Source organism: Stakelama flava, assembly GCF_019351405.1.
GTDB lineage: Bacteria > Pseudomonadota > Alphaproteobacteria > Sphingomonadales > Sphingomonadaceae > Sphingomonas > Sphingomonas flava_A.
In genome coordinates this window covers 61,329-85,545 of the sequence record NZ_JAHWZX010000009.1, presented here as the reverse complement: position 1 = coordinate 85,545, position 24,217 = coordinate 61,329, and the positions used below count along the sequence as shown (strand labels likewise).

Below are 24,217 nucleotides of genomic sequence, written 5' to 3'. Positions count from 1 at the left end.
GCGCCGCAATGCCCCCTGACACCAGCAATTCACGCGCCGTCGAACGGCCGCTCCTTCCCACCCTTCGGCGCTTCCTGCCCTATCTCTGGCCGGACGGGTCGCCCGCGCTCAAAATGCGAATCGCAGGTGCGATGCTGTTCGTTTTGGCGTCGAAGCTGGTGCAGGTATATGGCGCGCCTTTCGCGCTTCAGGGGGCTGTCGATCGGATGGCGTCCGGATCGCGCAGCGACGTGACGCTCGTCGTTCTGCTGGTGGTCGGCTATGCCGCCGCACGCTTTGGCACGGTGCTGTTCGACAATCTGCGCAATGTCGTGTTCGAACGCGTGGGTCAGGAAGCGACGCGCGGGCTTGCCGCGAACGTGTTCCGGCATCTCCACCAGCTGTCGCTGCGCTTTCATCTCGAACGCCGCACCGGCGCGGTGACCAAGGTGGTCGAGCGCGGGACCAAGAGCATCGACACGATGCTGTATTTCCTGCTGTTCAATATCGCGCCCACGGTGCTCGAACTCGCGCTGGTGCTGGGCATTTTCTGGACTCGCTTCGGAATGTGGCTGGTGACGGCGACGCTGGTGATGGTGGCGATTTACATCGCCGCGACCCGGCTGATCACCGACTGGCGCACCAGGCTGCGCGAAACGATGAACGAACTGGATACCGGCGCGGTGGCGCATGCGGTGGATTCGCTGTTAAATTTCGAAACAGTCAAATATTTCAATGCCGAGGCGCGGGAGGCTGCGCGATACGACCGGGCGGTGAGCGCCTATGCCGCCGCCGCGGTGAAGAGCGAGAACAGCCTTGCGCTGCTCAACGTCGTGCAATCGCTGATCACCAACGCGATGCTGGGCGGCGGCATGGCGATCGTCGTCTATGGCTGGGCCAGCGGACGTTTCACGCCGGGCGATGTGGTGCTGGTATCGACATTGCTGTCGCAGCTTTTCCGCCCGCTCGACCTGCTAGGCATGGTGTATCGCACGGTTCGCCAGGGCGTGATCGACATGGGCGCGATGTTCGACCTGATCGACACCCCGGCCGAGGTGACGGACGCTCCGGCCGCCGTCCCGCTGAACGTGTCGCGCGGCGCGGTGCGGCTGGAAAATGTCCGCTTCGGCTATGATGAGCGCGAAATCCTGAAAGGAATCGATCTGGACGTCGCACCGGGTTCGACGGTTGCGGTGGTCGGATCATCGGGCGCGGGAAAGTCCACGCTCGCGCGGCTGCTCTTCCGATTCTATGACGTGACCGGGGGGCGGATTACCATCGACGGACAGGACATTGCGCAGGTGACGCAGGCATCGCTGCGCGAGGCGATCGGCATCGTTCCGCAGGACACCGTGCTGTTCAACGACACGATCGGGTACAATATCGCTTATGGTCGCGCGGGCGCCAGCCGCGAAGCCATTCACGCTGCCGCACATGGGGCGGCAATCGCGGGGTTCATCGAAAAACTGCCCGAAGGATATGATACCCGTGTGGGGGAACGCGGCCTGAAGCTGTCGGGCGGTGAAAAACAGCGCGTGGCGATCGCAAGGACGCTGCTGAAGGACCCGCCGATCCTGATCCTTGATGAAGCCACCAGCGCGCTCGACAGCCGGACCGAAGCCGAAATTCAGGCGACGCTGGAGCGGATCGAACGCGGACGCACCACGATCGTGATCGCGCACCGCCTGTCGACCATCGTCCATGCCGATCAGATTATCGTGCTGGATGCCGGCCGCGTGGCGGAACGCGGCACCCATGCCGATTTGCTGCGGCTGCGCGGCCTGTATGCGGAGATGTGGACACGGCAGCAGGCGGAGCGCGACAAGGCCGAGGCCGCCGAATAGCCGCGGGTCAGACAGGCAGAGCGCCATAGCCTGAAACCTGTTCGGGCAGCAGCGGCACATCGCGGCGCAGCGTTACCCGACGCGCGATGATATATTCGGTGGTCACCATGATAACCGCCATAAAGCCGACGAAAAGCGAATCCGCGATCAGCAACAGCCAGGTCGGGATCGGCCCGCGCCCAAGCACGACGAGCGCCACCCCTTCATGCACGGCGATCAGCGGAAGCGTGACGACAAGCGAAAAGCCAAGCGCCCACAAATAGCTGCCGCGAACCAGTCGGATCGAACGGATAAAGCCGATCCGGTCGTTCCCCGTCGCCGCCGCGACCTTCCACGCGCTCAGACAGGGAGAAAAGATCAGTCCCGCAACCATGAACACCAAGAGCAGCATGCTTGCCGCCTCCGCCTCCATCCCAAGCGCCACGGCGATTGCCGGGCCGTCCTGCACGAGCACCAGATTGAGGATGCCCCAGGCGAGCACCGGCACGAACAGCCACGCGGCCTTCGCGTTGATACTGCGCGCCGCCCGCACATCGTCATCGAATGCCAGAAAGCGCGCCACCCAAAATCCCGCGAGCATCAGCATCAGCACCTTCACATGCCCCATGGCCATACGCGCGGGAGCGCCCTGCATCGCCTTCATATCGGCAAGGCTGTCGTAAAAGCCATTATTCACCTCAATGACGTGCTGGATCAGTTCCACCACCACCGGAAGCGCGAACAGCAGCGGGCACCAACGGGCAAATCGCAGCGAACGGGTCGCCGCTTCCTTTATTTCAGCAAGCATCTTCTTCGTCTCCATCGGGAACATGGGCCAGAATGTCCCCCGGTTGGCAGTCGAGCACGCGGCAAATCGCGTCGAGCGTCGAAAAGCGAATTGCCTTGGCCTTGCCCGTTTTGAGGATTGAAAGATTGGCCAGGGTGATGCCGATCGCGTCGGCAAGCTCGGTCAGGCTCATCCGCCTTTCGTGCAGCACATTGTCGAGATGAATGCGGATCGCCATGGTCACACGGTTCCCACCAGATCTTCCTGCATTGCAGCGCCGATCCGGAAGATGCGCGCCAGCACGAACAGCAGCAGCACCGCCAGCCAGCCGGAAAGCCCGAAGCTCCAGCCGAAATATTCGTCGCTTATCTTGCTGAGCGTGATCGCCAGCGCCCCCGCGCACAGGTCGAGAATCTGAATCGCCAGCATCGCCCAGGCAACGGTGCGAAGCCGGTCGGCATTGACCATCGCGAATGGCTCGCCCGCCCTAGCGGCATCCAGAATCGCAATCAGCCGCGTGAAAATCAGATGCGCGGCAAATCCCGCCGGCACGACCAGCCCGGCGATCGCGGCGCATATCACCCGCGCCCGACCCGCTTCGACGCCGAACGCCTGCCGCAGTATTTCCGCAACCTGCGCCGGATTGGCGAGCAGAGCGATCGCGGCAATCGCGAAAAGGACGACAAAGATCCAGTTCGCGTAGTTCAGGCCAGTGAGAATGGTACGAGTGAAGCGAAGCATATACGACTCCATTTATCGAATAACGATATATGGCTTATCGTTAATCGGCAAGCGCCTTTAACGCATTGCGGATGGGTCGCGGTGTAAATGCACTTTTACACCAGCTATCCTGCTTGAAAGCGAAACTTTGTTTTATTTTTCACTCTCTTTCTGCCATGGAATGTCGCGCGGACCCCATCCGCCAATAATCGAGGTCGTCCCCAGGCAGGGACGGTTCCGTACGAGAGGACGAAGCCTGTTTCCCGACCTGCAATCCGGAAGTCCGCCGCGCGGTCACCGGATTGCGGGTGGCTGCGCCCAGACGTCTCGACCCCGGCAGGCCGCCCGCCCCTCGCTGGACCGGCACCGCCGGGAAAAGGCCTTCGCCGTGCTGCGCGGCGGGGGCCTTTAGTCGTGCGCGCGCTCTGCTATGCTATTGGATGAAATCAGCTATAGACTGGAGCAATGTTCTTGCTTCCCTGTGCCCTCTTGCGGGCCGTTCATCCACAGGAGACCAAATGCGCCTCAGCCCCGTTCATGTCGCAACCGCCCTTGCTCTGGCGACCAGCGCGATGACGCCGATAAGCGTCGATGCCGCGCCGGTGCAGGCCCGGCAGGGCCATGCCAATCCGCTGCTGAGCGAAAGCACGCTGCCCTATAACGCGCCGCGTTTCGACCAGATTCAGGACAGCGATTATCTGCCCGCGATCGAACAGGGCATGAAACAGCATATCGCCGAGATCGAGAAGATCGCGAACAATCCGGCCGCTCCGACCTTCGACAACACGCTGGTCGCGATGGAAAAGTCGGGTCGACTGCTCACGCGCGCGACCAATACCTTTTTCAACATCGTGTCGGCGAACACCAATGATACGCTGCAGGAAGTGCAAACCAGGGTCGCCCCCGAACTGACCGCGCATAGCGACGCGATCTACCTGAACGACAAGCTCTTCAATCGGGTCGATGCGCTGTACAAGAAGCGCGACCAGCTGAACCTGACGCCCGAACAGGCGATGTTGCTGCAAGTATATCATGACGATTTCCTGCATGCCGGCGCTCAGCTTTCCGCTGAGGACAAGACCAAATTGAAGGAAATGAACAAGCAGATTTCGACGCTGGAAACGGCGTTTCAACAAAAACTGCTTGCCGCGTCGAAGGATGGCGCGCTGATCGTCGACACCAAGGAAGAGCTCGCCGGCCTGTCCGACGCGCAGATCGCGGCGGCGGCACAGGCGGCAAAGGATCGCGGGCTGGATGGCAAATACGCCCTGACCCTGCAGAACACGACGCAGCAGCCGCTGCTCCAGTCGCTGGAAAATCGCGCGACGCGCAAGGCATTGTTCGAAAACAGCTGGCTGCGCGCCGAACGCGGCGATGCCAACGACACGCGCGAGACGATTTCAAAGCTTGCGCATCTGCGCGCGCAAAAGGCGAAGCTGCTCGGCTTCGACAGCTATTCGGCCTATGTCCTTGCCGATCAGATGGCGAAGACGCCGGCCGCGGTCGATAGCTTCATGGCGAAGCTGGTCCCTGCCACCGCGGCACGCGAAAAAACCGAGGCAGCGGCGATACAGGCGATGATCAAACAGTCCGGCGAGGATTTCGAACTGAAACCCTGGGACTGGAACCTGTACGCCGAAAAAGTGCGCAAGGCGAAATATGACCTCGATGAAGATCAGGTGAAACCGTATTTCGAACTTAACAAGGTTCTGGAAGACGGCGTTTTCTATGCCGCCAATCAGATGTACGGCCTGACGTTCAAGGAACGGAAGGATATCCCGGTCTATCAGCCCGATGTGCGCGTATTCGAAGTGTTCGATTCCGACGGATCACAGCTTGGCCTGATGTATTTCGATTATTTCAAGCGCGATAATAAATCGGGCGGCGCCTGGATGTCGAACTTTGTCGGCCAGTCGAAGCTGCTGGGCACCAAGCCGGTGATCTACAATGTCTGCAACTTCGCCAAGCCGGCGGCGGGCCAGCCCGCGCTGATCAGCTTCGACGATGTGACGACCATGTTCCACGAATTCGGCCATGCGCTGCACGGCCTGTTCGCCGATCAGACCTATCCGACGCTGTCGGGCACCAACGTGGCGCGCGACTTCGTCGAATTCCCGTCGCAGTTCAATGAACACTGGGCGCTGGAACCCGAAGTGCTCAAACATTATGCGGTGAATTACAAAACGGGCGAGCCGATTCCCGACGCGCTGGTCGCCAAGATCAAAAAGGCGGCGACGTTCAACCAGGGCTATTCGCTGGGCGAACTGCTTGCGGCATCCAAGCTCGACCTCGCCTGGCACGCGCTGCCCGCCGATGCGCCCGAACAGAATGTCGACACGTTCGAAGCAAAGACGCTGGCCGATATGGGGCTGGACATCAAGGATGTGCCGCCGCGCTATCGCTCAAGCTATTTCCAGCATATCTGGTCGAACGGCTATGCCAGCGGCTATTACGCTTACCAATGGACCGAGATGCTGGACGACGATGCGTATAGCTGGTTCGAAAAGCATGGCGGCATGACCCGCGAAAACGGCCAGCGGTTCCGCGACCTGATCCTGTCCAAGGGACATACCATGGATTACGGCCCGATGTTCCGCGCCTTTTACGGAAGGGACCCCGAAATCGGGCCGATGCTCGAAGCGCGCGGCCTGACCGCGGCTGGCGACAGCGGTGACACCGCCGCACCGACCGCCGACGGCCCTGCCCAGGCACCGGCGGGCGATACGCCGGTCAAATAACCGCGAGCGGCGGTCCGACGATATCGGATCGCCGCTCGGAACGACGAATATGCGTCAGTTTGAAGGCTGCGGCTGTTGGTTCAGGCGCAGCCTTCGACATATTGGATCGCCGGGCCGCCGGCATGGATGAACTGGACTCGCCCTTCCTCATTGACCTCGAAACGGATGCCGCGCGCCGACGGGTCCTGGACATAGGCCTGTCCGCCCCCGCCGCCGGTCGACCAGACGGTGCGATATTCGGCGGGCGCATCGGCATATTGATGCGGGGACGACTTGGCGCGCGCGCCATAGGCCCGCCCGATCGCCGAAACCGGTGATCCGATACCGATGCCGGTGCTGGTCTTCACATCCGATCCGCGCGCCAGCGTGATCCGGGCAAGCCGCCCGTCGACCAGCATCACCGTCATCCCCTGCGGCGCATCGGCGGGACGATAGATTTCGCAGGAGGCGGGATCGGGACCGTTGACGTCGTCGGGGTTCGAATCGGGGCCAAGCGCCGCGCTGACCGCCGCCTTCGTCATGCCGATGCGCAGCGGCCCCCAGCCGGTGGGGAGCAGGGGACGCGCGCCGCTGCTGTCACTCGCACCCTCCCCGCTATCCGCGATCGAGGTCGGTGTCGCCGACGGCGATGGCGATGGTGATGGCGCGGGCGTTTCGCGCGTCGGAATGTCGATCGCGACGCTGCCGTTGTCGGGCGCTTCATCGGCGTCGCGCCCGCCCGAATTGCAGGCGGCGAGCAACGTCAGACCGGCAAGTACAAGGGTGGTTCGCATATCTGGCTCCCGTCATTCAGGTATTCGCCGAACAGCATAGAAGGTCATTCGGCGCTTGCCGAGGGGCCGCTTCCCCTTGCCCCCGCGCCGCTGCTTCGCGATAGAGCGCCGGACGTGACCGATCCCACCGACCTTCTGCGCAATATCTTCGGCTTTTCCGCGTTTCGCGGGGTGCAGGGCGATGTCGTCGCGCGGGTGATGTCAGGGGCCGACACACTGGCCGTAATGCCGACCGGCGCGGGCAAGTCGCTATGCTATCAACTGCCCTCGGTCGCGCTGGAGGGCACCTGCATCGTCATCTCCCCTCTGATCGCGCTGATGCATGACCAGCTTCGCGCCGCCGAAGCCGTCGGCATCCGTGCCGCCACACTAACTTCCGCCGACGATAATCGCGCGGAAACGATCGCGCGGTTTCGCGGCGGCGAACTCGACCTGCTCTATGTCGCGCCCGAACGCGCTTCGTCGGGGCATTTCCGCGAATTGCTGGAAAGCGCGAAGATTGCGCTGTTCGCGATCGACGAAGCGCATTGCGTGTCTGAATGGGGCCATGACTTTCGCCCCGATTACCGGCTGCTTCGCCCGCTGCTCGACAATTTTCCCGATGTCCCGCGCCTGGCGCTGACGGCGACTGCCGATGCACACACCCGCGCCGACATATTGGAGCAACTTGGTATCGAGCCGGGCGGCCTGATCGTCGCCGGGTTCGATCGGCCGAACATCCGCTATGCGATCAGCCCGCGCACCAACACGACGCAGCAGCTTGCCGATTTCATTATCGACAATCCCGGTCCCGGCATCGTCTATGCCCCCACCCGCGCGCAGACCGAAAGGCTGGCCGAGGCGCTGACGCGAACCGGGCGGCCAACGCGCGCCTATCATGCCGGGCTGGAACCAGCGGTCCGCGCCAGGAACCAGGCCGATTTCGTGGCGAGCGAGGACATGGTGATCTGCGCCACGGTGGCGTTCGGCATGGGAATCGACAAACCCGATGTACGCTTCGTCGCGCATGCCGGCATCCCCAAATCGATCGAAGCCTATTATCAGGAAACCGGCCGGGCGGGGCGCGACGGCGATCCGGCGGTCGCGCACCTGTTCTGGGGAGCAGACGATTTCGCGCGGGCGCGGCAGCGGATCGGCGAGGTCGAGCCGGCGCGCCAGTCGGGCGAACGCGCGCGGCTGACGGCGCTCGGCGCACTGGTCGAAACGGCGGGGTGCCGGCGCGCGATCCTGTTGCGCCATTTCGGGGAGGACCCGCCCGAACGCTGCGGAAATTGCGACAATTGCCTGAACCCGCCCAAGGCGGTCGACGCCAGTGTCGCCGCGCAGAAATTCCTCTCCGCCGTGTTTCGTACCGGGCAGATGTTCGGTGCAGGCTATATCGAGAGCATATTGCTGGGCAAATCGTCCGAACGCAGCATGACGAACGGCCATGAATCGCTGTCGGTATGGGGCATCATCAACGGCGAGGAAGCCGCGCTGATCAAGCCGGTTTCGCGGGCACTGCTGCTGCGCGACGCGTTGCGCACCAATCCGCATGGCGGGCTGGAATTCGGGCCCGCAGCCAAAGCGATATTGAAGGGCGAGGCACGGGTGGAACTGGTTCTGCCGCCCGCGCGCGCAAAACGACGGCGGCGCGGGAGGGTAACGCCCAATCCGGTCGGCGATCCGTTGTTCGAGGCGCTTCGCGACTGCCGCCGCGATCTGGCGAAAGCGCGCGAGGTGCCGCCCTATGTGATTTTCCACGATTCGGTGCTGCGCGAAATGGCGGCGGTACGACCGGCAAGCCTGTCGGCGATGGGCGAAATCACCGGCGTGGGCGCAAAAAAGCTCGACGCATATGGCGACGCATTCCTGTCGGTGATCCGCCGGGCCGGTTGACGGGGCTTGGCTCCGCCCACGCGTGGCGGTAGAGCTTCCTTCATGGCTACCATCCGCCGCATCGACGAGCGCATTTCCGTCGCCCCGCAGATCGACCCCGCCGATATTGGCGAAATCGCACAGGCGGGCTTCACCACGATCATCAACAACCGTCCCGACGAAGAAGAGGCGGGCCAGCCCGAAGGCGATGCGATCCGCGCTGACGCCGAGGCGCTTGGCCTTGGCTACAACGCAATTCCAATCACCCATGCCGGGTTCAGCCATGCGCAGATCGATGCGATGCGCGCGGCGCTGGACGCGGCGACGGGACCGGTGCTCGCCTATTGCCGTTCGGGCACGCGATCGGCCAATCTATGGGCACTCGCCAGCGCAAAAGCGGGCGGCGATCCGGAAACGATCATCGCCCAGGCGGCCGGTGCCGGATATGACCTGTCGGCTATCCGGCCCTTGCTGGATTCGCTTTCCGCCGACGCATGAGGTGGTGGGTCCTGGTCGGATCGTTCACCGCGATCCTGACCCTTGCAGGGTTGATCCGCCTGCTCAAGCTGGGCCATGGCGCGATCGATGACGAGGCGGGGGCCATGCGACTGGCCGAACAGCTGCTGACCGGTTTCAACGCTTCCCACGCGATATGCGACCTTGGCGGCGAAACGGCGGTCGTGTTTGGCGATGACGGCATCGCCTTTGTCCGCCGCCACGGCACCCATTTCGTGGCGCGCCGCCTTGGCAATGATCCACCAGTAACCCGCGATCTGACCATGGTTTCGATCGGGCATGACGAAACCATGTTCGGGCCGTGCGTCCTCCATCTGGCGACTGAATCCGATGCGCGAGCGCTGGTCGCCATGCTGCGCGGGAAGAACTGACCCGGCGCGCCACGGGCCGTCGGGAAGCCACCACACCCGCAATCGGTCGCCCAGATTCGGTGATGGAAGACGCGCCAAAGCGCCACACTCTCCGGACAAAAAAAGGGCCGGCGCGAAGGCCGGCCCAGGGGTCCGCAGGAGGAACTCTTAAAACAAGCCGGGGCGGCAGCGCTGACCGCCGCCCCCCGTGATCAGTTGTAGGCGCGCTCGCCATGTTCGCCGAGGTCGAGCCCTTCCAGCTCCACCTCTTCGCTGACACGCATTCCGGTAAGCGCCTTGGCGATGATCGCCGCGATCGCCGTACCGACAGCTGCCCAGACGATCGCAACCGCGACGGCATAGACCTGGATACCGACCTGCGCGCCCATGCCGACCGACCCGTCGCCCGGTCCGCCGAACACCGGCTGATAGACGATGCCGGTGCCGATCGCGCCGATAATGCCGCCGACGCCATGGATGCCGAACGCGTCGAGCGAATCGTCATAGCCAAGTTTGGGCTTCACCACCGAAACGAAGAAGAAGCACACGATCGACGCGATGGCGCCGAGGATGATCGCGCCGAACGGGCCGGAATTGCCCGCTGCGGGGGTGACCGCCACCAGTCCGGCAATGATCCCCGAGCACCAGCCGAGCGCCGACCCCTTATGGCCCATCACCCGTTCGGTCAGCATCCAGAACAGCCCCGCCGAGGCGGTGGCGACGAAAGTGTTGATCATCGCAAGGCCAGCAGTGCCGTCCGCCTGAAGCTCCGACCCGGCGTTGAAGCCGAACCAGCCGACCCACAACAGGCCGGTGCCGACCATGGTGAGGGTAAGCGAGTGCGGCGGCATCCGATCGGTGGGATAGCCGCGGCGCTTGCCCAGGAAGAAGCTGGCGACCAGCGCGGACACGCCCGCATTGATATGCACCACCGTACCGCCCGCGAAATCGAGCGCGCCCGCATCGAACAGCAGGCCGCCGCTCGCCCACACCATATGCGCGATCGGGAAATAGGTGATGGTCAGCCACACGATCGCGAAGATCATGGTGGCGGAAAATTTCATGCGCTCGACAAGCGCGCCCAGCACCAGCGCAATGGTGATCGCGGCAAAGGTCATCTGAAAGCTGAGGAACACATATTCGGAAATCTTGTCGTCCGAAAACGTATCGGCCAGGCTGTCCGGCGTGACGCCCGACAGAAAGAATTTGCCCCAGCTGATGAACGCGTTGCCCTCCGGCCCGAAGGCGAGGCCGTAGCCGTAGATTACCCAGATCAGCATTGCGAGGCAGGCCACCGCGCCGATCTGGGTCATGGTAGAAAGCATATTCTTCGCGCGCGTCAGCCCGCCATAGAAAAGCGCAAGGCCCGGCAGGATCATCATCAGCACAAGCAGCGTCGCGGTCATCATCCAGGCATTGTCGCCGGGATGAACCACCGGCGCGGCCGCCGTTGGCGGTGATTGCAGCGCGCTGTCCTGCGCCCAGGCGGGCAGCGCCGCGAACATCGTTAGACCGGTGGTGCCAAGGGCGCCGGCAATTTTGGTAACTGGCTTCATCATACCCCCCGTGCTCACAGCGCGCTCTGATCGGTTTCGCCGGTGCGGATGCGTACCGCCTGCCCGACATCCAGAACGAAAATCTTTCCATCGCCGATCGCGCCGGTATTGGCCGACGTCTGAACCGCCTCGACCACCCGGTCCGCAACATCGGCGGCGCACACGACCTCGATCTTTATCTTCGGCACCATGTTGGTGCTGTATTCGGCCCCGCGATAGATTTCGGTCTGGCCCTTTTGCCGACCGAATCCCTTTACCTCGCTGACCGTCATGCCCGTGACCCCGACATCCGTCAGCGCCTCCCGCACGTCATCAAGCTTGAACGGCTTGATGATCGCGATGACCAGTTTCATGTCGCCCCCGTTCCTTCGCCAGAAACAAGTTTCCGCTGACGATGATACCAGCAAGCGACGTGCCAATCGGACGAAGCGCGGATTTCAACCGCTTCGCCGTCTTCGAACCGTTACCGAAATGTAAAAATTTTGTGCAGCCGCGAGATGGTGCTTAAAAATCAGGCAGGATTGGCCATGATTTTTCGCGCCGGGCCGAGGTCGCTTTCGTCCACCATGATCCGCACCGGAATCAGGAACGCACTGCCATCGGCGATACTTGCCTCTGCATCGAAGGCGAAACACGGTATCCCTTCGGATTCGAGCCGACCTTGCAGGATATGGGCTTCGAACCGGTTGAACCGGCCGACCTCCACCAGCGCCATCAGACCGCGGTTCCGCCCACGGTCAGTCCCTCCACCAGCAACGTCGGCTGGCCCACACCGGCGGGGACCGACTGGCCGCCCTTGCCGCACATGCCCACGCCTTCGTCCAGCGCGAAGTCGTTGCCGATACCGGTAATCTGGTTCAGCACCTTCGGCCCGTTGCCGATCAGCGTCGCGCCCTTGATAGGCGCGCCGACGCGGCCATCCTCGATTTTATACGCTTCGGTGCACGAAAACACGAACTTGCCCGACACGATGTCGACCTGTCCGCCGCCGAAGCTCTTGGCGTAAATACCGTTCTTCACCCGGCTCATCAGCTCGGCCGGATCGTCGTTGCCGGCGCGCATGAAGGTATTGGTCATGCGTGGCATCGGCGCGTGCTCGAACCCCTGACGCCGACCGTTGCCGGTCGCTTCGACGCCCATCAGCCGCGCATTCATCCGGTCCTGCATATAGCCTTTCAGCACGCCGTCCTCGATCAGCACATTTTCGCGCGTCGGCGTGCCTTCGTCGTCGATCGACAGCGAGCCGCGCCGGTCTAGGATCGACCCGTCATCAACCACGGTGACGCCCTTCGCCGCAACCTGTTCGCCGATGCGGCCTGAAAAGACGCTGGTGCCCTTACGGTTGAAATCACCTTCCAGCCCATGTCCCACCGCTTCATGGAGCAGCACGCCGCACCAGCCGGGACCGAGCAGCACCGGCATGACACCGGCGGGCGCATCGACCGCTTCAAGATTGGTCAGCGCCTGCGCCAGCGCCATGTCGATCGCGCGGTTCCACGTCTCGGGTTGGAGCAGATTGTCGTACAGCGCCCGGCCGCCCAAACCAAAGCTGCCGCTTTCGCGCCGTCCATTCGATTCGACGACGATGTTGACGTTCAGCCGGGTGAGCGGGCGGATATCGGTGGCAACGAAGCCATCGGGGCGGACGATCTCCACCACCTGCCAGCTTCCGATCAGCCCGACCGACACCTGCGCCACACGCGGATCGCGGGCACGCGCAGCGGCGTCGATCGTCTGGCACAAATTCACTTTGTCGGCGAAGGGGACCAGGTCGATCGGGTCGGCATCGGTATAAAGATGGCGGTTGTTACGGCGCGGCGGCGCTGCCCTGCCCTGTCTGGACGGGTCGATCAGCGCCATTGTCTGTCCTGCGCGGCGAATCGCATCGGCGGACAGTTCGTTGGCATGGGCGAAGGCAGTGGTCTCCCCCGTCACGGCGCGCAGACCGAACCCCGAATCGGTGTTGTACGACGCCTTGTTCAATCGGCCGTCGTCGAAATGGAAACTTTCCGATTTGCGATATTGGAGGAACAGTTCGCCGTCCTCCGCCGTGCCCAGCAGATCGGCGGTGAGCGCCTTCGCAGTGTCGGGGTCAAGCGTGTCTCGGTAGAGAAAGCTTCGCGGATCGGGCGTCGTTGTCATGCCCGCAATATAGGAAGGATGCGGCGCGAATCCACCAAAGGGACCCGATGCCGTTCAGGCGGCTTCGGGCGGCGATCCTGCCGAGATGTCGGGAAGCGCCGCCTGATCCACGCCGTCGGCGGGACCGCCGATCAGAATGAAGCGCCGGTCGCAATAGCCGCAATCGACATAGCCGCGCTCGTCGATTTCCAGCCAGACGCGCGGATGGCCGAGCGCCGCGCCGCCGGGAATGTCCGTGGCGCCGTCGCATGCAACGCGGCGAGTGGTAACCTTGGTCGTTTCGGGCGGCGGAATCATGGCAGGGGTCGATAGCAAGCCTGTCGCTCCACTGCAATCGGCCATGCAAGACTTGCGTGAAGATGCTTTCCGCCGCATCTCAACGCGCATGAATGAAGCGGCGATCGAGATCGACGGCCTGTCGAAGACCTATAAGGGCGGCAAAAAGGCGCTGGACAATGTTACGTTCGACGTGCCGCGCGGGCAGATATTCGGACTGCTCGGCCCCAATGGCGCGGGCAAATCGACGCTGATCAACATTCTCGCCGGGCTGGTGAACAAAAGCGGCGGACGCGCCGCGATCTGGGGATTCGACATCGACGATCATTCGCGCAACGCGCATGGTTCGATCGGCATCGTCAATCAGGAGATTACCTTCGATCCGTTTTTCACACCCTTTGAAACGCTTGAAATCCAGGCCGGGCTGTACGGCGTGCCCAAGGCCAGGCGCGGTTCGATGGAACTGCTTTCGGCGATGGGGCTGGAGGACAAGGCGCGGGCCTATTCACGGACGCTGTCGGGCGGCATGAAGCGCCGGTTGATGGTGGCGAAGGCGATGGTCCATTCGCCGCCCGTACTGGTGCTAGACGAACCGACCGCGGGGGTCGATATCGAACTTCGTCAGCGGCTTTGGGAATATGTGCGCGGCCTGAACGATCGCGGCGTGACAGTCGTTTTGACCACCCATTATCTGGAAGAGGCCGAAGAGCTTTGCGACCGGATCGCGATCATCAATCAGGGGCGGCTGATCGCGAACGAACCCACCCGCGTCCTGATCGCGCGGGCGAAGGAAAAGCTGGTCGAAGTGACGGTGGATCGCGACATCGCCAGCGTGCCCGACAATAGATGTTTTCAGAAAATCGAAACCAGGGACGAGCGCACCCTGTCGATCGCGTTCGACAAAAGCGAGGTGAATGCGGGCGAGGTGCTCGCCGCGATCCAGCGCGACGGATATGGCATCGTCGATGTCGTCACGCGCGAACCCGATCTGGAAGACGTGTTCCTGAACCTCACCCGCGCGGCCAACGAGGCAGCCTGAACTATATGACTGCTCTAGCCTGGACGGATCGATACTGACCCGCATGTCCGGCCCCTCCCCGCCGGGATGGGGCCGGTAAAACCGGTCAGCCGATCGTCTGACCCGTCTTTCCCCAATCGGCGAGAAAGCCCTCAATCCCCTTGTCGGTCAGCGGGTGATTGACGAGCTGGCGGATCACCTTGGGCGGCGCCGTCATTACATCCGCACCCAGCTTCGCCGCTTCCAGGATATGAACCGGGTGACGCACGCTCGCCACCAGGATTTCGGTATCAAACATGTAATTATCGTAGATCAGGCGGATATCTTCGATCAGGCGCATCCCGTCGAACCCGATATCGTCATGCCGGCCGACAAAGGGCGAAATGAAGCTGGCCCCGGCCTTTGCCGCGAGCAGCGCCTGATTGGCAGAAAAGCACAGCGTCACATTGACCATGGTGCCGTCGCCGGTCAGCGCCTTACAGGTTTTCAGCCCTTCGATGGTCAGCGGCACCTTGATCGCGACATTGTCGGCGATCCTGCGAAGCACCTCCGCTTCCTTCATCATCGTTTCATGGTCGAGCGCGACCACTTCGGCAGAAACCGGGCCGGGGGTGATCGAGCAAATCTCCTCGACAACCTCAAGAAACTTGCGGCCCGATTTGTGGATCAGCGACGGATTGGTGGTGACGCCATCGACCAGGCCCGATTCGGCAAGGTCGCGAATCTCCGCGGTGTCGGCGGTATCGACGAAGAATTTCATGGCTCTCTTTCGGTCAGAATGGGCAGGAATTGTCGCGAATGCGATTCGTGGGCGCAGCATATAGCGCGGTCGCCGCGACCGCACAGCCCGCGCTTCATGCTATAATGTAACGGCATGGATGACGCCTTTTTCAGCTCAGTTGCGTTAAACCCTTCATCATGGACCAATCCCCCCCAGACCAGTTCGCCGAAGCGCGCAGGTTGGAAGCGTTGCGCGCGCTGAACCTGCTCGACACCGATCCGGACCAGGAATTCGGCGCGCTGGTGGCGCTCGCGCGGCTCGCGCTGCGCACCCCCATCGTTCTCGTCGCACTGATCGACGAGGAACGGCTGTGGGTGAGCGCCAGCGAAGGCACCGACATAAAGGAAATCCCGCGGGAGGTTTCCTTTTGCAACCATACGATCCGGGGTCGCGGCATATTCGAGGTCACCGACGCGCACAACGACCCGCGCTTCGCCGATAACCCGCTGGTCACCGGCTACCCCGATATCCGTTTCTATGCCGGCATCGCGATACATGCCGCCGATCCAAAATATCCCCGGCGGCGACATGCCATCGGCGCGATTTGCGGCATCGATCACCGCCCGGGAAAGCTGGACGCCGAACAGGAAGGCGCACTACGCAATCTTGGCCGCCTGGCAGAAGGACTGGTCGCGTCGCGTGCGGCGGCAAGCGGGGCGCTGCGCATCGCCGAGACGACCCAGCGCCAGGCGGTCGAACTGAGCCGCCGCGACCGGACGTTCCGCGAAGCCGAGCGCATGGCGCAGATCGGATCGTGGCGTTTCCAGTTCAGCGACCGTTCGCTCACCTGGTCCGAGGGCATTTACCGGCTCCACGATTTGAATGTCAGCGAACCACCAAGCGCCGAACGCGCGCTTGAATTCTATCCCCCGCATGCGCGCGAACGTTTGAGGCAGGCGATGGCCGATACGCGCTCAACCGGCGAACCGTTCGACCTCGAACTCGATTTCATCACCGCAAGCGGCGGTCAGCGCCGGGTACGCACGGTTGGCGGACTGGAACTGGAAGATGGCGAACCGGTTGCGATGACCGGTGTGTTTCAGGATGTTACCGAACGCTATCAGCTGGAACAGAGCCTTCGCCGATCGGCAAGCATCGACGAAGTGGCGGGCATCGCGAACCGCAACGCGTTCAACCGCGAACTGGAAGTCGCGATGGACGAGGCAGAACGTGAAAAGACGCCGCTGGCGCTGGTGCTGGTCGATCTCGACGGGTTCAAGCAGGTCAACGACACCAACGGCCATGTCGCGGGCGACGACGTACTGCGCGCCGTCGGCCAGCGTCTGCACGCACCATGGCTCGCCGAAAGTTTCGCCGCGCGGCTGGGCGGTGACGAATTCGCGCTGATCGTGCGCGATCCCACGCTGTGTGGTGACATCGACACCATGGTCGCCACCCTGGTCGAGAATCTGAAGCGGCCGGTTGAAACCGGGGCCGGACCGCTGCGCATTTCGGGAACGGCGGGATATGCGGCGTTCGGCCCGGCGATCGGCAGCATGCGCGAATTCATCCATCGCGCCGATACCGCGCTGTACGAAGCGAAGCGAACCGAACGCGGCACCGCGCGCCGGTCCTCGGCACTGATGCACCCGCCGCGCGCGATCAGCGCATCGGGAAGCTAGAGGCCGCTTCACGAAAGCATATCCTTGCCGCTATCAGGCGAAGCAATGCCTGGTGAACGCGTCCGCTGCCTTGTCCTCAATTCCGCGCTTGGTCCGCTGGACTATCGCGTACCCGCCGGGATGCGTGTCGAGCCCGGATCGATCGTGGTCGCCCCGCTGGGGCCGCGCCAGTTGCTCGCCGTGGTATGGGAAGCCGACCGGCTCCCCGCCGAAACCGTCGGGGACAATCGGCTGCGCAACCTGATCGGGGTGATGGATGCGCCGCCGATCCCCGCCCCCTTGCGCCGGCTGGTCGAATGGACGGCGGACTATTATCTCGCCGCGCCGGCGGCGGTGCTTCGCATGGCGCTTGCTTCCACTTCCGCGCTGGACGGCGCGAAAACGACGCTGGAATATCGCGCGAGCGGACAGATGCCCGAACGCATGACGCCGCAGCGCGAACAGGCGCTGGCGCGGATCGGCGATCGGCAGGGAAGCGTGCGCGAACTAGCCGCGATGGGCGAGGTGTCCGATGGCGTAATTCGCGGGCTGGTGAAGACCGGCGCAATCGAAGCGGTGGAGGTCGATCTCGATGCCCCCTTCTCCGCACCGCACGCCGATTTCGCCCCGCCAGCACTGGCCGCCGAACAGACACGCGCCGCCGAAGCCCTGCGCGAAGCGGTGGCGGCGCGGCGGTTTCAGCCCTTCCTGCTCGACGGGGTGACCGGATCGGGCAAGACCGAGGTATATTTCGAAGCGGTGGCGCAGGCGATCCGATCGGGCAGACAGACGCTGGTGCTGCTTCCCGAAATCGCGTTGACCGAACCGTTCCTCACCCGCTTCGCCACACGCTTCGGATGCCGTCCGGTGGCGTGGCATTCCGACCTTCGTCAGTCGCAGCGGCGCCGGGCGTGGCGCGCGATTGCGGGCGGCGAGGCGCTGGTGACCGTCGGCGCACGGTCGGCGCTGTTCCTGCCCTATCGCGATCTTGGCTGCATTATTGTTGATGAAGCACACGAAACCAGCTTCAAACAGGAAGACGGCGTGCACTATCACGCGCGCGACGTCGCGGTAATGCGCGGGCTTTTCGAACAATGCCCGGTAGTGCTCGCTTCCGCCACGCCCGCAATCGAAACGCGCCACCAGGTCGATCTGGGTCGCTATGCCGAGCTGAAACTTCCCGGCCGCTACGGCAAGGCGGAACTGCCGCATCTTGAGGCGATCGACATGATCGCCGAGCCGCCCGAACGCGGCCGCTGGATCGCGCCAAAGCTGGTCAAGGCGATCGACGAAACGCTGGGACGTGGCGAACAGGTGCTGCTGTTCCTCAACCGGCGCGGCTATGCCCCGCTCACCCTGTGCCGCAATTGCGGCCATCGCTTCCAATGCCCCAACTGCACCGCCTGGATGGTCGAGCATCGGCTGGTCAACCGGCTCGCATGCCACCATTGCGGCCATGCAATGCCGACGCCGCGCGCCTGCCCCGAATGTCATGAGGAGGATACGCTGGTCGCGTGCGGCCCCGGTGTCGAGCGCATCGCCGACGAGGCGGCGGCGCTATGGCCCGATGCGCGATCGGCAATCGTTACGTCGGACACGCTGTGGTCCCCCGCGCGTGCCGCCGAATTCGTCCGCGCGATGGAGGGGGGCGAGATCGATATCGTGATCGGAACGCAACTCGTCACCAAGGGCTATCATTTCCCCAACCTGACGCTGGTCGGGGTGATCGATGCCGATCTTGGGCTGGAAGGCGGTGACCTTCGCGCCGCCGAAAAGACGTTTCAGCAGATCATGCAGGTGTCGGGCCGCGCGGGCCGGGGGGAAAAGCCGGGCACCGTGTATATCCAGACGCATTCGAAGGAGGCGCCCGTCATGCAGGCGCTGGTGACCGGCGATGCGGAAAGTTTCTATGCCGCCGAAACCGAACAGCGGCGCGACGCCGACGCCCCACCCTTTGGCCGCTATGCCGCGATCATCGTGTCGAGCGAGGACAAGGACGCGGCCCATGCCGCAGCCGCCAAAATTGCGCGCGCGGCGCCCGACATCACCGACATGATGGTGTTCGGCCCCGCCCCCGCGCCGCTTGCCATGCTGCGCGGACGCCATCGCTATCGCCTGCTCGTCCATGCGCGCCGCGCGCTGGCCGTACAGGACGTGATCCGCGACTGGCTCGGCGCGCTCGACTGGCCCTCCAAAGTGCGGGTGGCGGTCGATGTCGACCCGTACAGTTTTCTGTGACGCTCTTGCGAAAGGCCGGGCAATGCCGGACAAGGCGCACCCGATGACGGGCAAGAGGAAAACCCTGCGGTTCGTGCGCTGGCTGATGCCGCTGATCGCTGCGCTGGCGGCTGTTTCGACGCCGGCCCGCGCGGACGATATTTCGGCAGCCGCGCGCGGTGTTGTGCGCGTCGTCATCATTGCCGAGGCCGATGGCGAGGAGATCGGGCGCGGGCATGGCAGCGGCTTTGCGATCGCGCCCAACCGGATCGTCACCAATGCGCATGTGGTGGAGCTGGCGCGCAAATTCCCCTCGCTGGTGACGATCGACGTGGTGCCCGAAAGCGGCAGCGATCATTATCAGGGCGAACTGGTGGCGTTCGATCCCGATGCCGATCTGGCCATCATTCAGTTTGACGGGGCTTCGCTGCCGCCGCTGACGCTGTATTCGCCGCCGCTGCCCGACGGGGCGGATCTGGTTTCGCTCGGCTATCCCGGTAATGTCGACAAGGCGACCTATGACACGCTGGGCCAGATGCTGAACCCGACCGCGCCGGTGCGCTCGACGGGTATCCTGTCCGCGCATCGCGCGCTGCGCGGGGTCGGCACGATCGAACATACCGCACAGATCGCGCGGGGCAATTCGGGCGGCCCCCTGCTCGACACCTGCGGGCGGGTGGTAGGGGTGAACCGGGCGATCACCACCGCCGAAGACGGCGATGCGAGCTTCGTCATGTCGCTGGACGAGGATGCACTGGTCGCGTTCCTGAAAGCGCAGAAACAGGCTTTCCGATCGGTCGACTGGCCATGCACCAGCATGAACGCGGCGATGGCGCGCGAAAACGAACGCGCCTCGCAACAGGCCGAGGCGCAGGAAGCCGATGCGCGAGACCGCCAGTATCAGGCGATCCGCGCGCGCGACGAAGCCATCGACCGCGCTCGCCAGGACAATCAGGATGTGCGCGACAATATGATGGGCGGCGCGGCGCTGATGCTGGTGCTGGGCGCGCTGATCGTCGGTGCGAGCGGCATGATGCTGACGCGCGGAAACCGGCGGGCCGCAATCTGGACGGCGAGCGGCGGCGGCGTGCTGATGGTCGGTGCGGCCATCTTGTTCGTGCTGCGCCCCGGCTTCGACCCCGCAAGCGTCGAACAACCCGAAGCGAATGCGCAGCAGGACAAGGCACCTGGTATTCTTGCCGGCAAGCTGCTCTGCCGCCTCGACCCGGATCGCAGCCGGATCACCGTGTCGCAGGGGGCCGACCGGACGCTGGACTGGGACAAGGATGGCTGCCTTGCCAAAAATACCCAATATGTCGAAACCGCGAACGGTTGGCGCAGCATTCGGGTGGCGGACGATGATCAGACGGTCAGCATCGAAACCTATGATCCGCTGGCGCGCACCCTTGTCGTCGACCGCTATTTCCCGGGACGCGATTCGATGGCTCGGCTGCGCGACCTGCGTCCCGATGAAAAGCTGAAAGCTTGTACGAACAAAACCGCGCAGCTTGCCGAACTTGCCTCGCGCCAGTCGGCGATGCGCGCCGCGTTGCCGGCGCAACCCGACGAACATCTGGTATATGGCTGTTCGCCGCAATGATCCGACAGGGGGACTATATGCGAACCATATCGCTTGCAGCCGCTGCGCTGCTGACCATCGCCGCGGCGCCGCCACAGGCCGCGCCGCGCGCCGTCGGAATACCGGTTGATGTGGCGGTGCGCGTCGCGCCCGATCTGGGCAAGACGCATTCGGGACGCCTGCTGCTGTTCGCGCAGAAAGTGACGCCCGGCGCAGAAACGCAGGATACGGTTGACACGTCCGCATTCCGTCCGACCGATACGGCGGTGGCGGGGCGTGAGGTGACCGATTTCCGTCCCGGCCATCCGGCGGTGATGGGCACCGACACCGACGCCTTTCCGCAACCCTTTTCGACGCTTGCGCCGGGCACCTATCGCTTTCAGGCGGTGCTCGACCCCGATCACAGCTATACCTATTCGGGGCGCGACGGCGGCGATCTGGTATCGAAGGTGGTCGAGGCGACGCTGCCCGGCCCGGTGCCCGCGCTGATGCTGGACCATGCGCTTCCCGAAACGGGATTCGACGAGACGCTCACGCGCTACCCGGAAGATCGCCGCGCAGTGATTCGCGCCGGGCTGAAGTCGGTCAGGCCGATCGATTTCCAGAGCACGGTGATGACCGATTTCCGGGGCACCCCGACCGCGATTCGCGGCTGGGTGGCGCTGCCGCCAGGATATGGCCCGCAAGGCGACGCTACCTATCCCACCGTCTATTCGGACGGCGGGTTCGGCAGCACGCTGGAGTCGGCGAAGTTGAGCGCCGCAATGATGGCGAACCAGATGGCGAAGGGCGAAATGCCGCCGATGATCTGGGTCTATCTCGATCATCATATCGCCACCGGCACGCATGAATTCGCCGATTCGAAGAATAATGGGCCATGGGGCACCGCGCTCGTCACCGAACTGATCCCGGCGCTCGAACGGCAATATCGCATGGATGCGAAATCGACGGGACGGTTCCTGACCGGGCATAGTTCGGGCGGCTGGTCGACGCTGTGGCTGCAGGTCAAATGGCCGAAGATTTTCGGCGGCAACTGGCCCACATCCCCCGATCCGAGCGACTTTCACGATTTCACCAATGTGAATCTGTATGCCGACAACGCCAATTTCTATCATGGCCCCGACGGCAAGCCGCTGCCGCTGATCCGCGATAAGGGAAAGGTGATCGCGACGACGCGGGAATTCGCCACGCTGGAACAGGCGCTGGGCGGCTATGGCGGGCAGTTCGCCAGCTTCGAATGGGTGTTCTCGCCGCGATGCCCCGATGGACGGCCCTGCCCCGTTTTCGACCGCGCGACCGGCGATGTCGATCCCAGGATCGCGCAATATTGGATCGATAATTACGACGTCGCGCATATCGTGAAGCGCGACTGGAACACGCTTCGCCCCGACCTGAAAGGCAAGCTGCACCTGATCGTCGGCACGGCGGACACCTTCTATCTCGACGGCCCGGCGCACCGACTGCAAAAGGTGCTGACCGACCTCGGCGATACCTCGCAATTCCGCTTCATTCCGGGGCGCACCCATTTCGACCTGTTTCAGGTAGGGGACGACCGCTACGGCCTGATGAAGGTGATCGGCAAGGAAATGTACGACGTCGCGCGGCCAGGAAATCACTGGCAGTCCGGGGCGCAATAAGGGAAAAGGACGGCCCTTCTTCCCCCCGCTCTGCCGGGGGCTACTCCTCCACGCCTTCGCGCTTGCGCAGCGCGCGCTTGCGCGTCACGCCATAGGCATAGCCGCCCATGCTCCCGTCGCCGCGCTGGACGCGGTGACAGGGGATGAGGACCGCGACATGGTTTGCGCCGCAGGCACTCCCCGCCGCGCGCACCGCGCCGGGTTTGCCGATCGCGGCGGCGAGTTGCGCATAACTTCGCGTCTCCCCCGCCGGAATGCGGCGAAGCGCCTGCCACACCGCTTCCTGAAATGCCGTGCCCTGCACGTCGAGCGGCAGATCGGTATGGCGGCCGGGTGTTTCCACCTCCGCCACGACCTTTGCGGCGAGATCGGCGAGCGCACTGCCGCCGGGGACAATTTCGGCATTGGGGAAGCGGCGGGCGAGCGCAATCGAATCCTCGTCGAACGACACGCGGCACAACCCCTTGTCGGTCGCCGCGACCAACAGCTTGCCCAGACTGGTGTCGGCGACGACCCAGCGGATCGTCACCCCCTCCCCGCCGCGCTTCCATGCGCCGGGCGTCATGCCGAGCCGGTCCTTGTTGTTTTCATAGAAACGGCCGGGACCGGAATAGCCGGCTTCGTAAATCGCATCGGTCACGCTACTCTCCTTCGTCAGCGCATCGGCAGCGCAGGTTGCCTGCAATGCGCGGGCATAGGCGGCGGGGGACACGCCGGTCGCCGCCTTGAACAGCCGCTGGAAATGGTGTGGTGCATAGCCGACGGCACGCGCCAGCGCGTCGAGCGGCATCCGCTCGGCCTGCTCTTGTATCAGCATAATCGCGCGGGCCACGGCGATGCGATCGCGCGCCACCTTATCCGGATGACAGCGCAGGCAGGCGCGATATCCCGCATCACGCGCCGCCGGGCAATCCGCGAAAAATTCGACATTCTCCCGCCTCGGCCGCCGCGCCGGGCAGCTTGGCTTGCAATATACACCGGTAGTCGCGACCGCGATGACAACATGGCCGTCGGCGCTTCGATCGCGCATCGCGAACGCCGTCCATGCGGCGTCGCGTCCATGCGGGTCGTCTAGGGCGAAAGGCGGTTCCATCGCCGTTGCGTATACGCGCGATCGCCGTCGCCCGCATCCCGGCTATTGCGTTCAAACTGTACGTCGGCGCGAAGTCATCGCCGATGCGCCTCTACCTAATTCGCGTGGCTTGCACTGTCGCGCGGCCGATGCTAGCAGCCGGTTACCCATGGGAGGGCGTGCTTTGCCGCCCTTTTTTCGTATGGGAACCAAGTTTTTCCAAAGAGGAACCTCGACGCGTGGAGAATTCCGCCGGTATTCAGGCAAGCCTTAGCGGACGCTACGCCACCGCCCTGTTCGAACTCGCCCGCGAATCGCAGCGAATCGAAACGGTGGAGGCGAGCCTTGCCAAGGTACGCGCCGCGCTCAGCGAATCGGACGAATTCGCGCGGCTGGTCGCCAGTCCGCTCGTTTCGCGCGCGCAGGCCGCGAAAGCGGTGACCGCCGCTGCCGAAGCGATGCAGATCGATCCGCTGACGGCCAAGTTTCTGGGAACGGTCGCGGAAAATCGCCGGCTGTCCCAACTGCCCGCGATCATGCGCGATTTTCGTAAGCTGGCCGCCGCGCATCGCGGCGAAACGACGGCCGAAGTCACCTCCGCGCATCCGCTGACCGACGATCAGGTCGAAGCGCTCAAGACGCAACTTCGCACCCGTGTCGGGCGTGACGTCAATGTCGACCTTTCGGTCGATCCCGAACTGCTGGGCGGCATGATCGTGCGCATCGGCAGCCAGATGATCGACAGTTCCATCAAGACCCGTCTCAATTCCCTCGCGCACGCGATGAAAGGCTAAA

The 24,217-nt window shown here is 63.7% G+C and carries 22 protein-coding genes; 11 read left to right on the top strand and 11 right to left on the bottom strand.

The genetic code is table 11. The annotated features are described in order from the left end of the window. Window positions 1–8 precede the first annotated feature (8 nt). The gene (locus KY084_RS10740) at window positions 9–1,823 is read left to right on the top strand and encodes an ABCB family ABC transporter ATP-binding protein/permease (protein ID WP_219238459.1); all 1,815 of its coding nucleotides are present in this window, start codon (window positions 9–11) and stop codon (window positions 1,821–1,823) included. Between the two features lie 7 nt (window positions 1,824–1,830). Here the strand turns inward: KY084_RS10740 and KY084_RS10735 are convergent, their stop codons facing one another. The 3 genes from KY084_RS10735 to KY084_RS10725 are packed head-to-tail and all read right to left on the bottom strand — an operon-like array spanning window position 1,831 to window position 3,330. Next, window positions 1,831–2,610 carry a hypothetical protein gene (locus KY084_RS10735; protein WP_219238458.1) on the bottom strand — a complete coding sequence of 260 codons (780 nt, stop codon included), beginning with the start codon at window positions 2,608–2,610 and terminating at the stop codon, window positions 1,831–1,833. After that, window positions 2,600–2,827, bottom strand: coding sequence for a helix-turn-helix domain-containing protein (locus KY084_RS10730; RefSeq protein WP_219238457.1), 228 nt, complete (start codon window positions 2,825–2,827; stop codon window positions 2,600–2,602). Before KY084_RS10730 ends, KY084_RS10735 begins: the two co-directional genes overlap by 11 nt. A gap of 2 nt (window positions 2,828–2,829) precedes the next feature. Continuing rightward, window positions 2,830–3,330: a DUF2975 domain-containing protein gene (locus KY084_RS10725; RefSeq protein WP_219238456.1), complete on the bottom strand. Its 501-nt coding sequence runs from the start codon at window positions 3,328–3,330 to the stop codon at window positions 2,830–2,832. 497 nt (window positions 3,331–3,827) lie between these two features. Between KY084_RS10725 and dcp the strand changes: the two genes are divergently transcribed. Further along, a complete protein-coding gene (dcp, locus tag KY084_RS10720) occupies window positions 3,828–6,047 on the top strand; it encodes a peptidyl-dipeptidase Dcp (RefSeq protein WP_219238455.1) in 2,220 nt (739 codons plus the stop codon). A gap of 80 nt (window positions 6,048–6,127) precedes the next feature. Here dcp and KY084_RS10715 read toward each other — a convergent pair whose 3' ends face one another. After that, window positions 6,128–6,820 (bottom strand): hypothetical protein, encoded by a 693-nt coding sequence (locus KY084_RS10715; protein ID WP_219238454.1) that lies wholly within the window; start codon window positions 6,818–6,820, stop codon window positions 6,128–6,130. Window positions 6,821–6,934: 114 nt separating this feature from the next. Between KY084_RS10715 and recQ the strand changes: the two genes are divergently transcribed. The 3 genes from recQ to KY084_RS10700 are packed head-to-tail and all read left to right on the top strand — an operon-like array spanning window position 6,935 to window position 9,564. Further along, entirely contained in the window at window positions 6,935–8,698 is a 1,764-nt protein-coding gene (gene recQ / locus KY084_RS10710) for a DNA helicase RecQ (RefSeq protein WP_219238453.1), read from the top strand. Between the two features lie 42 nt (window positions 8,699–8,740). Continuing rightward, the gene (locus tag KY084_RS10705) at window positions 8,741–9,175 is read left to right on the top strand and encodes a protein tyrosine phosphatase family protein (protein ID WP_219238452.1); all 435 of its coding nucleotides are present in this window, start codon (window positions 8,741–8,743) and stop codon (window positions 9,173–9,175) included. Then, window positions 9,172–9,564, top strand: a complete 393-nt coding sequence (locus tag KY084_RS10700) for a hypothetical protein (RefSeq protein WP_219238451.1) — start codon at window positions 9,172–9,174, stop codon at window positions 9,562–9,564. The genes KY084_RS10705 and KY084_RS10700 overlap by 4 nt, the downstream gene beginning before the upstream one ends. 191 nt (window positions 9,565–9,755) lie before the next feature. On the opposite strand, the gene KY084_RS10695 is transcribed toward KY084_RS10700, so the two are convergent. The 5 genes from KY084_RS10695 to KY084_RS10675 form a co-directional block, all read right to left on the bottom strand. Next, window positions 9,756–11,099 carry an ammonium transporter gene (locus KY084_RS10695; protein ID WP_219238526.1) on the bottom strand — a complete coding sequence of 448 codons (1,344 nt, stop codon included), beginning with the start codon at window positions 11,097–11,099 and terminating at the stop codon, window positions 9,756–9,758. 14 nt (window positions 11,100–11,113) lie between these two features. Next, window positions 11,114–11,452, bottom strand: coding sequence for a P-II family nitrogen regulator (locus KY084_RS10690; protein WP_219238450.1), 339 nt, complete (start codon window positions 11,450–11,452; stop codon window positions 11,114–11,116). A gap of 158 nt (window positions 11,453–11,610) precedes the next feature. Next, window positions 11,611–11,814: a putative signal transducing protein gene (locus tag KY084_RS10685; protein ID WP_219238449.1), complete on the bottom strand. Its 204-nt coding sequence runs from the start codon at window positions 11,812–11,814 to the stop codon at window positions 11,611–11,613. After that, the gene (gene tldD, locus KY084_RS10680) at window positions 11,814–13,241 is read right to left on the bottom strand and encodes a metalloprotease TldD (RefSeq protein WP_219238448.1); all 1,428 of its coding nucleotides are present in this window, start codon (window positions 13,239–13,241) and stop codon (window positions 11,814–11,816) included. The genes KY084_RS10685 and tldD overlap by 1 nt, the downstream gene beginning before the upstream one ends. A 54-nt stretch (window positions 13,242–13,295) precedes the next feature. After that, the gene (locus KY084_RS10675; protein WP_219238447.1) at window positions 13,296–13,538 is read right to left on the bottom strand and encodes a zinc-finger domain-containing protein; all 243 of its coding nucleotides are present in this window, start codon (window positions 13,536–13,538) and stop codon (window positions 13,296–13,298) included. 88 nt (window positions 13,539–13,626) lie between these two features. Between KY084_RS10675 and KY084_RS10670 the strand changes: the two genes are divergently transcribed. Continuing rightward, window positions 13,627–14,556, top strand: a complete 930-nt coding sequence (locus tag KY084_RS10670) for an ABC transporter ATP-binding protein (protein ID WP_219238525.1) — start codon at window positions 13,627–13,629, stop codon at window positions 14,554–14,556. 85 nt (window positions 14,557–14,641) lie between these two features. Here KY084_RS10670 and fsa read toward each other — a convergent pair whose 3' ends face one another. Then, window positions 14,642–15,295: a fructose-6-phosphate aldolase gene (gene fsa, locus KY084_RS10665; RefSeq protein ID WP_219238446.1), complete on the bottom strand. Its 654-nt coding sequence runs from the start codon at window positions 15,293–15,295 to the stop codon at window positions 14,642–14,644. 158 nt (window positions 15,296–15,453) lie between these two features. On the opposite strand from fsa, the gene KY084_RS10660 reads away from it, so the two are divergent. The 4 genes from KY084_RS10660 to KY084_RS10645 are packed head-to-tail and all read left to right on the top strand — an operon-like array spanning window position 15,454 to window position 22,350. Beyond that, window positions 15,454–16,938, top strand: a complete 1,485-nt coding sequence (locus KY084_RS10660; RefSeq protein ID WP_219238445.1) for a sensor domain-containing diguanylate cyclase — start codon at window positions 15,454–15,456, stop codon at window positions 16,936–16,938. Window positions 16,939–16,983: 45 nt separating this feature from the next. Next, a complete protein-coding gene (locus tag KY084_RS10655; protein ID WP_219238444.1) occupies window positions 16,984–19,155 on the top strand; it encodes a primosomal protein N' in 2,172 nt (723 codons plus the stop codon). 43 nt (window positions 19,156–19,198) lie between these two features. Then, a complete protein-coding gene (locus tag KY084_RS10650) occupies window positions 19,199–20,734 on the top strand; it encodes a trypsin-like peptidase domain-containing protein (protein ID WP_246587057.1) in 1,536 nt (511 codons plus the stop codon). A 17-nt stretch (window positions 20,735–20,751) separates the two neighbouring features. Then, on the top strand, window positions 20,752–22,350 hold the full coding sequence (locus tag KY084_RS10645) for an alpha/beta hydrolase (protein WP_219238443.1): 1,599 nt from the start codon (window positions 20,752–20,754) through the stop codon (window positions 22,348–22,350). A gap of 40 nt (window positions 22,351–22,390) precedes the next feature. Here the strand turns inward: KY084_RS10645 and ada are convergent, their stop codons facing one another. Further along, a complete protein-coding gene (gene ada, locus KY084_RS10640; RefSeq protein ID WP_219238442.1) occupies window positions 22,391–23,443 on the bottom strand; it encodes a bifunctional DNA-binding transcriptional regulator/O6-methylguanine-DNA methyltransferase Ada in 1,053 nt (350 codons plus the stop codon). Between the two features lie 218 nt (window positions 23,444–23,661). On the opposite strand from ada, the gene KY084_RS10635 reads away from it, so the two are divergent. Beyond that, window positions 23,662–24,216, top strand: a complete 555-nt coding sequence (locus KY084_RS10635) for a F0F1 ATP synthase subunit delta (RefSeq protein ID WP_219238441.1) — start codon at window positions 23,662–23,664, stop codon at window positions 24,214–24,216. Window position 24,217 lies beyond the last annotated feature (1 nt).

Excerpts from the sequence above, each read along its gene's own strand:
- KY084_RS10705 (WP_219238452.1), top strand. The coding sequence starts at position 8,741 with ATGGCTACCATCCGCCGCATCGACGAGCGCATTTCCGTCGCCCCGCAG.
- KY084_RS10685 (WP_219238449.1), bottom strand. The coding sequence starts at position 11,814 with ATGGCGCTGGTGGAGGTCGGCCGGTTCAACCGGTTCGAAGCCCATATC.
- KY084_RS10645 (WP_219238443.1), top strand. The coding sequence starts at position 20,752 with ATGCGAACCATATCGCTTGCAGCCGCTGCGCTGCTGACCATCGCCGCG.
- KY084_RS10735 (WP_219238458.1), bottom strand. The coding sequence starts at position 2,610 with ATGCTTGCTGAAATAAAGGAAGCGGCGACCCGTTCGCTGCGATTTGCC.
- KY084_RS10725 (WP_219238456.1), bottom strand. The coding sequence starts at position 3,330 with ATGCTTCGCTTCACTCGTACCATTCTCACTGGCCTGAACTACGCGAAC.
- KY084_RS10700 (WP_219238451.1), top strand. The coding sequence starts at position 9,172 with ATGAGGTGGTGGGTCCTGGTCGGATCGTTCACCGCGATCCTGACCCTT.
- tldD (WP_219238448.1), bottom strand. The coding sequence starts at position 13,241 with ATGACAACGACGCCCGATCCGCGAAGCTTTCTCTACCGAGACACGCTT.
- KY084_RS10650 (WP_246587057.1), top strand. The coding sequence starts at position 19,199 with ATGACGGGCAAGAGGAAAACCCTGCGGTTCGTGCGCTGGCTGATGCCG.
- KY084_RS10675 (WP_219238447.1), bottom strand. The coding sequence starts at position 13,538 with ATGATTCCGCCGCCCGAAACGACCAAGGTTACCACTCGCCGCGTTGCA.
- KY084_RS10660 (WP_219238445.1), top strand. The coding sequence starts at position 15,454 with ATGGACCAATCCCCCCCAGACCAGTTCGCCGAAGCGCGCAGGTTGGAA.
- KY084_RS10740 (WP_219238459.1), top strand. The coding sequence starts at position 9 with ATGCCCCCTGACACCAGCAATTCACGCGCCGTCGAACGGCCGCTCCTT.
- KY084_RS10655 (WP_219238444.1), top strand. The coding sequence starts at position 16,984 with ATGCCTGGTGAACGCGTCCGCTGCCTTGTCCTCAATTCCGCGCTTGGT.
- ada (WP_219238442.1), bottom strand. The coding sequence starts at position 23,443 with ATGGAACCGCCTTTCGCCCTAGACGACCCGCATGGACGCGACGCCGCA.
- KY084_RS10690 (WP_219238450.1), bottom strand. The coding sequence starts at position 11,452 with ATGAAACTGGTCATCGCGATCATCAAGCCGTTCAAGCTTGATGACGTG.
- dcp (WP_219238455.1), top strand. The coding sequence starts at position 3,828 with ATGCGCCTCAGCCCCGTTCATGTCGCAACCGCCCTTGCTCTGGCGACC.
- KY084_RS10695 (WP_219238526.1), bottom strand. The coding sequence starts at position 11,099 with ATGAAGCCAGTTACCAAAATTGCCGGCGCCCTTGGCACCACCGGTCTA.
- fsa (WP_219238446.1), bottom strand. The coding sequence starts at position 15,295 with ATGAAATTCTTCGTCGATACCGCCGACACCGCGGAGATTCGCGACCTT.
- KY084_RS10715 (WP_219238454.1), bottom strand. The coding sequence starts at position 6,820 with ATGCGAACCACCCTTGTACTTGCCGGTCTGACGTTGCTCGCCGCCTGC.
- KY084_RS10730 (WP_219238457.1), bottom strand. The coding sequence starts at position 2,827 with ATGGCGATCCGCATTCATCTCGACAATGTGCTGCACGAAAGGCGGATG.
- KY084_RS10670 (WP_219238525.1), top strand. The coding sequence starts at position 13,627 with ATGAATGAAGCGGCGATCGAGATCGACGGCCTGTCGAAGACCTATAAG.